Origin of the sequence: Segetibacter sp. 3557_3 (genome assembly GCF_004354985.1) — a bacterium.
GTDB lineage: Bacteria > Bacteroidota > Bacteroidia > Chitinophagales > Chitinophagaceae > Segetibacter.
This window is the reverse complement of the sequence record NZ_SMSK01000001.1, coordinates 501115-513733: the sequence shown is the minus strand read 5'-3', so window position 1 is coordinate 513733 and position 12619 is coordinate 501115. Positions and strand designations below refer to the sequence as shown.

Genomic DNA, 12619 nt, shown 5'->3' with positions numbered 1-12619 from the left:
GATAATGTTTAAAAAAGGGATCGCATGGATGTTTCCCTTTCTGCCGTACAAATAAACACAATGTAAAAATTAGACTAATACCGTCTATATAAAAACAGGCACCACAAAAAAGCCCAACAGGCGAGGTATTGCGCTATTTGCTATTTTAAGCTGTTCAAACTATTTTGAACTTATAGTCACCCGGGATGATTTAAGTCCCTCTGCTTCGGCAATCAAAGTAACCGGGCCGGCCTTTCCATTGGATTGAACAATGGCGAGACAAAGTCCGTTAAATGCTTTACGCTGGCTCGCCTTAAAGGGTTCCAGGCTTGTTTGCAGGCCGTTGTCCACGCCTGCTATAAATCCGTTTCCTGCTATTTTAAATGTCACCTGGTTATCCGCATCGGGCACCATATTTCCGTTTGCATCTACGATTGTGGCTTTTACAAACGACAAATCTTTTCCATCCGATTTTATATTGGTTCGGTCTGCCGAAAGCAGGATTGCTGCGGGTTTGCCTGCGGTTACACGTTGTTGGGTCATTACAACTTTTCCGTCCTTCCTGGTAACCACTTTAAGCGTCCCCGGCTGAAAAGGCACCCGCCATTTTACATGCAGGGTATCGCCTGATTTTTTCTTAACGCCAAGTGACACGTTGTTTAAAAAAAGCTCTGCCTCATCTGCCTGGTTGTAGTAAGCCCAAACGTCTACCACCTTTCCTGCGGGCCAGTTCCAGTGCGGAAACAAATGCACCATTGGCTTGTTGGTCCATTCGCTTTTGTACATGTAGTAAACGTCTTTTGGAAAACCTGCCAGGTCGATGATCCCGTAGTACGAACTGCGCGCCGGCCAGGGATATGGCACAGGTTCGCCAAGGAAGTCGAAGCCCGACCATACATATATTCCGGACATAAAAGGGGCCTTCTTAACAGCGTTCCAGCCATCTTCGTGCGAAGAACCCCAATACGCATATACGTGATCATAAGCGGATACGGTAAGATCGGGGTTCCCAGTTGCAAAAGGCGACTTTGAGTCTGGAGGCCACAACCTGTTGCTGTCTGATGGCATATCGTAATGGCCACGTGTAGCAAGTGCAGACATCGTTTCCGCAGCAATGAACTTTTGGCCCGGAAAGCGCTTTGGCAGTTCGGGATAAGCTGCAAGCTTATAATTGAACCCAAGCAGATCAAGCGCACCCGACTGCCAGATAAAATTTTTCGGTGGTTCGTTTTCGGTAAGGGCCGATGTAACCGGGCGTGTGGTATCAAGGTCCTTGATGATCTTTGTTAGTTCACGGGTTATCGTAATGCCGGTGCTGTCGAACTGTTCGCGAATCTCGTTTCCAATGCTCCACACAAATATTGATGCGTGGTTTCGATCGCGTTTGATCATGTCCTCCAGGTCGCGCTTATGCCATTCGGCAAAATCAACAGAATAGTCCTGTCTGTTCTTGCGCTTTTGCCACATATCAAATGCTTCATCCATAACAATAAAACCCATCTTATCACAAAGCTCCAGCAACTCCGAAGCCGGTGGATTGTGCGCCGTGCGTATGCCATTGCAGCCCATGGATTTTAGTATCTCAAGTTGTCTTTCGATGGCACGGGTATTTACAGCCGCCCCAAGCGCACCAAGGTCGTGGTGATTACAAACACCCAGGATCTTGAGTGCCTGGCCATTTAGAAAAAAGCCCTTCTCCGGGTCGAAATCAAAGTAGCGTATGCCAAGGTTGGTATCATACTCGTCGAGCAGGGTATTGCCGGATCTGACTAAGGTTTTCACCTTGTACAGGTATGGGTTTGTCACCGACCAAAGTACAGGCTCTGAAACTACAACTTCCTGGTCGATCGTTGTTGAACCACTAACGGCTACACCGGTTGACACTTTGGTTGCAACAACTTTTCCGGCCCGGTCAATGATGCGCGTTTCCACGTTAACGTTCGCATTGTTGCCACCCCGGCTCGTCAGGCTTGTTTGTACGCGAACCTTTGCCAACCTGTTATTTACTTCAGGCGTGGAAACGAACGTTCCCCAATGGTCAACGGCAACCTGGTTTGTTGTAAGCAGCCAAACCTTACGGTAAATGCCGGAGCCGGTGTACCAGCGCGAATTGGGCTGTGCCGAATTGTCTACCTTAACAGAAAGCACATTTGATCGGCCGGCAACGATATACGGGGTAAGTTCATACCGGAAGGAAATGTAACCATTTGGACGTTTGCCAAGGTAATGGCCGTTGATCCATACTTCGCTGTTTCTATAAACCCCGTCGAAGTTGATGTACATCCTTTTGTTTTTAGAAGTAGCTGGTACAGTAAACGTTTTGCGATACCATCCTATACCAGCCGGTAGTCCGGCCTGGTTGGCCGTGGTGGGATGTTTGTCACTAAAGTCCCCTTCGATACTCCAGTCGTGTGGCAGGTTGAGGGTTCTCCAACTTTTGTCGTTGTACATTTTGTGGAGCGCCATGCTATCGTTTCCCAGGCTAAATCTCCAGTCCTTGTTAAAGTCTGTAATCGTTCGTGGTTGTGCAATGCCTGCTATTACAAAGAAACAAAGCAGGATGAGGTTAAATAGTTTTTTCAAAGTGGTCTTGTGGTTAAACATTAATAGATTTTATTAAAGACTCGGGTTCCTGGAGAACAGTGGCGGTGTGCTTGGACCAACAAGTGCAATAACGCCGCGGAATATCCTTTAGCAAACTTGAATGACTTTCATATTTAAAGGGTACCAGGCTTTTTTATTTTGAGCTGATAATGTCTCAAGTCCACTGCGCAATGGTGTGCGGGTCCATGGCTGTTCCAGCCATTAACAAACAACCTTGCACCTTTTAAAAACCGGTACCTGCTGTTGGTATTCCAGTATAGGTCAGACTCAGACTGGCCCTCTGCAACAAGCAGCAATCGTTGTCTATTTGCGGTTTCTGTTACTGACATTTTTACGGATATGCCCTTACCCACTGAGCCATGATAAACACCCAATGGCCGCACCTTTGTTTACCCTTCTGCAACCGCTCATCCAATTCAATTTTTTTATTGGCACAGGCGGCAGGAATTCTTGTTAGCATCGTTGCCCGCCCGGATGAACCCCCTCCAGAATGAATTATTTCGGGGTAGCAGTTCGGACGCCCGCCCGGATGTACCGAGTCGGACGGGGTGTCACTCCCTTGTACGGTTTTGCCCGTTAGTGCCAGTTATCGATGTGATAAATCCAGCTCCGATAAACAACTTGATACTCGTTCCATCGGGGCGCTAGTTGAATAAACCAAAGACTCCAACTCTTGACTTTTTACTTTTGACTTTTTCCTTTGGCCTCCACAAACTTCACCTTACTCTTACCGAGGTCCTTCGAAGTTGCTACCGCTATACCCCGTTGTTCCTGCTTATTTACGGCACAATAAAAATGATAAACCGTACCCTTATGTTGTAGCACAAACGACTTGTGTGCGTAAAGTTCGTCAAAGGGTTCAGATGATTCTACCAGGTTGTTGCCGTTCCAGTCTGTCCAGTTTACAAGATCATAAGAACATGCGAAACGATTGAAGGCACCTTTACGATCTTCCCAGAATGCGCCAAAATAAAACATCACCCATAGATCTCCCATCTTCTGAATTAGGGGATCACCCGTAATGCCAACCGGGTGGTGAACAATCGGCTCGACCCCATAGCGCTTCCAGTTGATCATGTCATGGGAAACATTCATCCCGATCCGCTCAAACCAACGCGTCTTAATATTGTTTTTTGCCGAGTCGCCATTTGCATTGAAGTACATGATAAACGGGTAACCAGTCGTTTTCTGTTTATCCCAGATAACCGTGCTCTTGAAATGTTTTTTGTTTTCCCACCAGCGCGCATCTGCATCGGTCGACATCATAATCGGTTTGTCAAACCTCTTCCATTCGTGTACCCCAGAAGGATCTTTACTGGTATGGGCCATGCCAAGTGACAACAGTCCTGCCTCGTAACCCCGGGTATTGCCACCGAAGTAACTCATCCAGTATTTACCGTTGTACTTGCTTAGCTCATACGATCCGCCCCAACGGGTATCCTGCAGGCTGTTGTAACCTGCTTTTTGGTGTGCATCCCAAATGGTGGTGTCTGCAGAAAATGACATGATCCTGCCCATGGTTTTCCAGTCGAGCAGGTTCTTGCTTTTTGCCAGCCAGGTTTCGTATCCACGGCCACTAAAGATCAGGTAAGTCATATACCAGCTATCGCCTTTTCTAAACACGGTTGGACAATCCATTTTCAGGGAGTCGTGTGTGGGCACCAATACAAGCCCGTATTTGTGCGGGGTTTTTACTTCCTGGTACACCTGCTCCATGGCTTGCTGCGGCACCGCTTTGCTTTTTTGCGCGCAAACGTGCGCAGGCATGGCACCTTCCAGAAACGCTGCTAATGCTATTGTAAAAAGTTTGGTCATATCGATTGAATGTTTTCCGGTTTCTATATGGACTGACGATGGCTATTGTTGCAGGTGACAACACCTGCAACGGCGCGGGTGACAACACCTGCAACGGCGGCCGACCTTTGTTTCAGGTGACAATACCTGCAACCGTGGCTGATCTTTGTTTCAGGTGACAACACCTGAAACGGCGCGGTGACAACACCAGAAACGGCGCGGTGACAACACCTGCAATGGCGATCATATTACCGTGAATGTATACGAGCCCGAACCTACCATCACTTTCGCCTTGCCTCTTTCATTGCCCAACATTTTTATCTCACTACCAGGGCTAATCACCTTATTTCCTTCGCGGATAATTGATCGTTGATCGGCTGGTAAGTAAATGGTTGCAGTCGTATTTGCAGGCACTTCTACTTTCATTTCATATCCGGCAGCCGTTTTCTTCCAGTCACTGACAATCTTTCCATACATGGATTGATAGCTTACCCTGGCGGATGTAACATCGCCTACAATTTGCGGATCGATGACGATGCTCTTGTATGCGACCGAGTTCTCCTGCTGATTCAGTCCACCAAGCCCATTATAAAACCACTCCATCAGGTGGCCCAGCATAAAGTGGTTGTTGGAGACGGTAGGTAGTGCCTGCCACGACTCCGTTAATGCTGTCGCTCCCTTTGCGAGTTGGTAGCCGTACCCGGGAACGTCTGAGCGATTGTTCATATCAAAGATCACGTCTGACTTACCTGCTTGTTCCAGCACTTTCAGCAGGTAACGGTAACCGATATCACCCGCCGTAAGGCCGTTGTTGCGATCCCGGATATCTTTTACAATATTGTTGATTACCGCATCCTTATCCGCGGGGTTTACCAGATCCATATAAACAGCCATCGCATTGGATGCCTGGCTACCGGTAGCATATTGCTTTGTTTGTTTATTGAAGAAGGTGTCGTTAAAAGCCTGTTTTACCTGCAGGGCTAACCGGGTATATGCATCTGCATCGGCCGGCTTATTTAACAACCGTGCAATCGACGACATCACGTTAAGGTCGTAATGATAGATGGCCGTTCCGGTTACGCCCATTGTTGTAAGCTGCGATACCCCTGGCGGCTTTGGGCCAAGGTCGTACCAGTCGCCAAGGCCTTGTGAAAGAATATGGCCCTTTGCTTTTGTTTTAAGGTACGCGACGTAGCGCTGCATCATAGGATAAGCCTCCGTAAGCACCTGCTTATCCCCATACCACTGGTACAGGTACCATGGTATCAGGATGCCGCTGCTACCCCACTCAGGAGAATCCCTGAACATATCCCCGCCCCACTCAAACTTCACGTATTCGGGTGCGATCTCAGGTATTAAACCTGTTTCTGTTTGGCTGTACATCATATCCCTTACCTGCTTACGAAGCAGGTTTGCTATGTCGTAGGTATGGCGCACCGAGTTACCCATCAGGTGTAATTGCTCAAGCCAACCCAGTTTTTCGCGGTGCGGACAATCGGTAAACAGGCTTACCATATTGCTTTTCACGGCCCAATCGATGAGGGTAAACGTTTTGTTAAAGAGCTCATTCGAGCAGGTGAAGTCTCCGGTAGTTTGCGCAGCATTGCGGATGTGTAAGCCTTTGAGTTCCTGTACCACCGGGTAGTTGGCTGTGTTTTTCTCGCCTGCGGGTACACCGCCGTTTACCTGCAGGTAGCGGTAGCCATAATACGTAAACCGCGGTTGCCATATTTCGGGCCCGTTACCCTTTAAAACATACTGAAAATAAAAGGGGCTGCCAGTTGGTCGTTGATTTACGGTGCCATCTGGCTTTAATAATTCAGCCGGGTATAGACGGATGGTGTCACCTTTTTTTCCCTGTACTTTCAGGTATGGAACACCGGATGCATTCTGGCCAAGGTCATAAACCCAGGAATGGGGTTGAACCGCTGTTACCTTTTTCGGGGTAAAGGTTTCCATCACTTTCACCGGTTCCGCCATTTGCGAGTTTAATGTTGGCGGACCATCCACCACCGTCGCAGCTTTCCATCCGGCCGCATTAAAGCCAGGTCGATCCCATCCGGCTTGCTCGAGGTTTGCATCGTGATCTTCACCACCATAGATACTTGAAAAGGTAATTGGCCCCCTGGTGGTTGTCCACGATGCATCGCTGATGATATCTGCTGAGCTGCCGTCCTGGTACTCGAGCACCAACCTGCAAATCATTTTTGGAAAACCAAAAGCCACTTTCAACTTCCGAAAACGATCGGGAACAGGTGGCACATAATAAAATCCGTTTCCGAGCAGCACACCTATAGCATTCTCGCCCCTTTTAAGTTCCCTCGTCAAGTCAAATGTTACATACAGTGCCTGCTTGTCGTATTTTGTCCATCCCGGATCCAGGAAATGATCGCCCATCTTTTTGCCATTCAGGTTCAACTCAAAATGCCCCAGCCCGCTCATAAACATGGTTGCCTTTTTCAATGGCCGCTCAACCGTAAAAGATTTTCTTAACAAGGGCAGCACATTGTTGCCACGGTACTTGTCCTGGTTGCCATCGGTGGGCAGGATGTTAACGTTTGTGTCTGCGAGTTTTTCGTAGGCGATCCAGTTTGCATGCTTCCAGTCGGCAGAAGTGAACAGGCCCATTTGCCACCTCGCCGTAGAGCTCCATTTTGAAGCGGCATTTTTGTTGTCCCAGGCCATAACTTTCCAATAGTATGTTCTTACAGGGGAAAGCGTATTGCCGGTATATTCCACGCCTATCGATGCATTAGAACTGACCTTTTTTGAGTCCCAGATATTGCCAATATTTTGCTTCAGCTTTTCGGGGGAGTCTGCTACCAACACCCTAAATGCGTTTTGAAGAACTCCCCTTTGCTTCGACTGTAGTTCCCAGCTTAACCTTGGTGCCTTTGCCTCAATGCCAAGAGGGTTTGTCTTCTGTTCGCACTTTAGATTTGTTACCGATAGCTGGGAAAAAGCCGGGAAGGTTGCTCCGCAAAAAAGCAGCGAGACTATTCTAATTATGAGTGATTTCAATGGCGTATTTTATTGGGCAAAGCCCGGATTACAAGAGTCAAGCATTGGCGTTCGGCTTGAATGGAATACCGATAAACCCGTTTTCAGATTGGAAAAGGGGCTAGTTTGATACCGGATGCGAATCGCTTGTGTTTAGCCAAGCAATCTTTACCGGCACCGATTGCAGCTTTCTTTGAAATGCCTGCTCCTACTTCAAGATCCCGGCGGGTTGTGCCCGGGTTATATTCACTTTAGCCAGGATCCCATTCCAGTTTAAATTTGGTTTCTTTATGACTGCTTTATGAAGCTACACCGCACTGGCTTTTATCAGTCCAGCTGAACCATAGCTTTAATCACTCCATTTGCAGGGTTTAGCCAGCTTTGAAACTCCGCTTTTACATCATCAAACAATACCCTGTGTGTGATATAGTTGGTAGGTTCTACCAGGCCCTTTTTCATAAAAGCTATTACGTGTTCAAAATCTTCTCGGGTAGCGTTGCGGCTGCTCATCAGGGTAGCCTCGCGTTTGTGGAATTCAGGATGGCTAAAGCTGATTTCGCCTTTTTGCAAACCCACTAAAACATACCGCGCACCATGGGCCATGTATTGGAAAGCCGTATTAATGGCTTTTAAGCTGCCGGTGGCGTCAATTACGACCGTTGGCATATCGCCATGCGTTATTTCTTTAAGTTTCTGCATTACGTCTTCATGCAACGGATTAATGGTATACGGAACCTGTAGCCGGTCTTTACAGAATGAGAGCCGTTGATCATTGATGTCCATCACGATTACGTTCCCTCCCGCGATACGTGCGAATTCTGCAATGCCTAACCCAATGGGTCCGGCTCCCACAACAAGCACGTATTCGCCTGGTTTAACCCCAGCTCTGCGCACCCCGTGTGCCCCTATGGCAAGTGGTTCAACAAGCGCAAGCTCATCATAGCTGAGTCCTTCGCCATGCAGCAAAGCATACGAAGGAACAGAAAGGTATTCAGCAAAACCCCCGTGAACGTGAACACCACAAACTTTGATATTTGCACAACAATTTGGCAGACCCGCCCTGCACGATACACATACCCCGCAATAGAAATACGGTATAAAACTTACCCTTTCTCCTGCAACAAACCCTGGGGCGCCTTCAAATTCAACCAGCTCGCCGGCAAGTTCATGTCCCAATATCCTGGGGTACTCAAAAAATGGCTGGGTGCCTTCAAATGCATGAAGGTCGGTTCCGCAAATACCGATACGTTTGATCCTGATAATTGCCTGCCCCGGTAATAACTTCGGCAGCTCACTTTCGTGGTAGTCAAATTGCCCGGGTTTTGTACAAACCAATGTTTTCATATGCTTTATTTTAACCGCCTGTAATGATTATAGGCTGGTGCTACTTTTTCCTGTTGTTACGAATGCAAATGTCGATCTGACCATTATTTGCAGGTGACGGATTCACCCTTCATGACTCTAAAATTCTACCCTAGGTATGCTACTGCACATCCAACGAATTAAAGCTTAGTCCCTTTGCATCTGCTGATGTAATACGTACCCGGTACGTACCGGCATTAATCATTGAACCTGTGGTTGTGCTAATGTAATTCGACTTACCGGGACGAGTCGGGGTAAAAGTGATCATTTCTTCTTTCATCAAAGTTCCGTCCGCAGAAAAGAACTCCAGCTTACCGGTAATATCGGTTGTTCCCGGGTTGTTATAGGCAATCGTAAGCGAATAGGTGTCGCCTACTCCCGTAAGAATTTCCCACTCAAGCCTGTTGGCTGGCGATGCTTCCCGGAATATGACACGGTCCTTACCATCAACCTGGCCCTTAACTACGCCGGGCCCGGAGAGCTGTGCACCAATCGCCTTATAGCTAATCACCGGCTTGAGATCGTAAGCCGGTTCGATTGCCGAGGCGGCCGTAACCGCAACGGTATACATCTGGCGCGCTGCACTGTTTACACCTGTCGGCTGGAGCACGACCGTTTCGCCCGCGCCATATCGCTTTTTCCATACGTTAAACTGGTCGCCCGAGTTGTTGCCCAAAAACGTATGTGTGTCTTCCCAGCCTTTAAGCCAAACCGGCTTTGTACCCGGCGGAAGCGCGACTAAAACCTCAGCATTGGCTGTAACGGTGAAGTGCGCGATGGTATCGTTAGTGGCAGTTGCTGCTGCCGGTACCTGCAGCCATTCGGCACCATGCATAGTCGCAGGGAGCGCACTGAATAGAACGTCTTTATCCAGGTATTGCTGGTCGCCGGTGTTCATCCAACTCCTGGTTACAAAAGGGGTCGCAGCCCTACCGGGCTGACGAAGATTTGAGATAATGGATGGAGCCGGTTGTGCTGGTTTTAGTTGTTTATTGAGCGAAGCGATCGCTATCGCCGAAATAATTGCCTGGCCAGATGCTACTGACGGGAAGGAGATCACCAGTTCGCCACCCTTAACTGATGCTTTGACTGTTTTTTTGAGTGCGCCATCGTGTCCTGCTTCGCGAAAGATGTCCAGTTTTCTAATGGCCGTTTTATCGTTTACAGCAACGTCGAAGAGCCGCCAGCCGGTGCAATCCATTCCCCCGCCTGTTCCAAACCAGGGCTCCACAAAATACAATTCGACCAGGTATTCGCCGTCAGGAACCGGGAAAGAGAACCGGAGTTTATCACGGCCAAATCGAAATGATTGAAACAGCTTCCAGTCCGCAGTATTATTGATGGGATCGTTTGTTGAACGCTGGCTTGCAAAAAAAGCGGGCATATTTTTAAAGTCGGCTGTCCATGATTCCGAACCCCAGCTACCTGATGTTTTTGCACGGTCAGCTAACCAGGTATTGCCCCTGGCATCGGTGTAATCCGGCCCGCCACAGTTAACCCGGTAAAGGTAATGATAGCCTTTCTGCGGTGCTGTGATGGACTGGGTTCCTTTATACAGGCGTACAAAATTGGCTGGTTTAGGCAGGTGGTTTAAAACGATATGATCCTCCGCTACAGCTTTTCCGTTTACGTAGCCTACAGCATAAAGCACGTTGTAGTTTACGGGTACCCCGTCCCATTGAAAATGGGTTCCGATGCCGCCCCGCTTTTTGCGGCCAAGCGAAATGGTTTTTACGTCGTTAAACAGTTCCACCTCGTCACAGTTGGAGTATACTTTTATGCTGTCCCTTACACCAGGTTTTATCCACCGGTCGGGCCAGGTATGTGACGCGATGTACACCATTGGCGACGTCGTTTTTGGAGCATAGTTGGCCCGGTACATATAATACACATCCAATGGCTCTTCCCAGGGTGTCAAGAGTCCCTTATAATTTACCGGCCCAAGCCTGTCAAGTTCACGGTAGCCCTCGCCACCCTGTACCCTGCCTGGATTATCGTGTGATGTAAGTAACCACATATAATGCCCGGTAGTGCTATCCTTTGCAGCTTCGGCAAGTCGCACCTTTGTTTCCATGAGTTCCGTCATGCGGTCCTCACTATAAGGGCCATTTTGCACAAAGCCACCTTCGGTGTGGAGGTCCAGTGTTCGCCATGCACCATACTCACCAATCAATATCTGCCTTTTAACATCCTCGCTATAAGTTGCGGGATCGCCACCATAAGTTCCGGTCCAGTTTTGCGGTACATCCCAGTCTGTTCCTGTTCCGCCATTGCAGGTGGTTACAAGACGTTGTGACGAGGTTGTAGGATCGAGTTTACGGATGAGTTCGGTGCATTCGCGTGCGAAGTCGTCGGGCAGTTTACTTTCGTTCTGCAATCCCCAGAGTACAACCGACGGGCTGTTCCTTCGCTCTCTGACCCATTCGGTAAGTAGTGTTTTAAAGTTGGTTCTAAACGCAGGATTGTCGAACCATACATGAGCCCCCATCTGGGTCCACCATAAAAATCCAAGATTATCCCAGTAGTCCTGGTACCGGAGATTGTGGGGGTGATGTGCGTCGCGAAAACTGTTAAAGCCGGCTGCTTTCATCTGTGCTACCCGGGTCTTTACCTGTTCGGCAGTAAACGCATGACTACCGCCAAGCAGGTGCTCGTATTCAGCAATGCCATTGATGAAAACGGGTTTACCGTTCAGCAGGAATTGATTCGACGACGGGGCCCTTCCAACAGGCCAGCTGATGGTTCGGATGCCGTAAGGTGTTTCAAGCCGGTCGGTGATACTGCCATTTACCGTTACGGATGATACCAGCTTATACAGGTAAGGATCTTCTACAGACCACAACCTGGGATCGTTAATAGTTGAAGGTTCCTGGCGGATAATTGCTGCTGCACCGGGCAGCAGTTTTGAGGAGCTTGTTTGTGTAAATACAACCTTGCCTGCTTTGTCGATCAACTGGCTTTGCAAACCTATCGTTTGCTCGGTAGTTCCATAATTTTTTAGCTCTGTTTCAATGTACAGCCTGGCGTTTCTTGCCGTTGCACTTGAGTCGTTCCACACATGCACACCAAACGGTTCTATTCTAACGGGATCGGTAATGAGCAAGTGTACGGGGCGGAATATGCCCATGGGTTGGGAGCCTTCCGAAAACCCCCGTTCATCTGAACAACCACCACAAACCCAGGGAAGATCCCTGATATTTTCAGGATGATCTGCACGTACCGCGAGCAGGTTGGTCTTATCAAACGTTATTACGTCCGTTACATCTATGGTGAAAGTTGTGCGGCCACCCGCATGATAACCTACCTGTTTACCATTGAGCCATACCGTAGCATATGAACCAACCCCTTCAAAGAAAAGAAAGTAACGTTTGCCTTCGGCTGCCTTCTTTGTATTGAAGCTTTTGCGATACCAGGCAAAGCCATGCCTGTTGCCATGACGCAACCTGCGGTAGCCTTCGTAAGCATCCCAATTGTGTGGTACGTTTACTTTTGCCCATTGGTTGTCGTCGAAGCCGGATGACTCAAAACCGGTAAAAGCATTTTTGTTGCTGTCGTTTCCCACCGTTTGCCATCCCTTATCAAGCGAAATGTCGATACGTTGTGCAGAAAGCAGAACCGGAAAAGAAAGAACAAACAACAATGGCAACAGTAATTTAAGAGCCATTTTGCCTGTAGGCTGAGTTGCCCCAATCAATCCCTGACACCGCAGGAAGAAACCAGAGTTATTCGTGGAAGTTGGATATGGCTGCCACAACGAAATACCGTACAAGCGAGCGTGGCAACGATGTCGCCGCATGGACAGATGCCGGTCCCAAAAAAAAGAAATAAGCCGTTGAGCAATCCTTGTCGTTGGTTTTTTGCTATATCGTACCGAATTCTT

Annotated in this window: 6 protein-coding genes; all 6 read right to left on the bottom strand. The window is 48.3% G+C overall.

Going from position 1 to position 12619, the window contains the following annotated elements; genetic code table 11:
• Window positions 1-159: 159 nt before the first annotated feature.
• On the bottom strand, window positions 160-2562 hold the full coding sequence (gene galB, locus EXU57_RS01770) for a beta-galactosidase GalB (RefSeq protein ID WP_243745476.1): 2403 nt from the start codon (window positions 2560-2562) through the stop codon (window positions 160-162).
• Window positions 2563-2696: 134 nt separating this feature from the next.
• Window positions 2697-2912: a hypothetical protein gene (locus tag EXU57_RS01765; RefSeq protein ID WP_133266437.1), complete on the bottom strand. Its 216-nt coding sequence runs from the start codon at window positions 2910-2912 to the stop codon at window positions 2697-2699.
• A 352-nt stretch (window positions 2913-3264) separates the two neighbouring features.
• Complete coding sequence (locus EXU57_RS01760) at window positions 3265-4398, bottom strand: glycosylase (RefSeq protein ID WP_165957996.1); 1134 nt, start codon at window positions 4396-4398, stop codon at window positions 3265-3267.
• Between the two features lie 222 nt (window positions 4399-4620).
• On the bottom strand, window positions 4621-7398 hold the full coding sequence (locus tag EXU57_RS01755) for a family 78 glycoside hydrolase catalytic domain (protein WP_243745475.1): 2778 nt from the start codon (window positions 7396-7398) through the stop codon (window positions 4621-4623).
• 306 nt (window positions 7399-7704) lie between these two features.
• The gene (locus tag EXU57_RS01750; RefSeq protein ID WP_133266436.1) at window positions 7705-8721 is read right to left on the bottom strand and encodes a zinc-binding alcohol dehydrogenase family protein; all 1017 of its coding nucleotides are present in this window, start codon (window positions 8719-8721) and stop codon (window positions 7705-7707) included.
• A gap of 139 nt (window positions 8722-8860) precedes the next feature.
• A complete protein-coding gene (locus EXU57_RS01745) occupies window positions 8861-12403 on the bottom strand; it encodes a malectin domain-containing carbohydrate-binding protein (protein WP_133266435.1) in 3543 nt (1180 codons plus the stop codon).
• Window positions 12404-12619 lie beyond the last annotated feature (216 nt).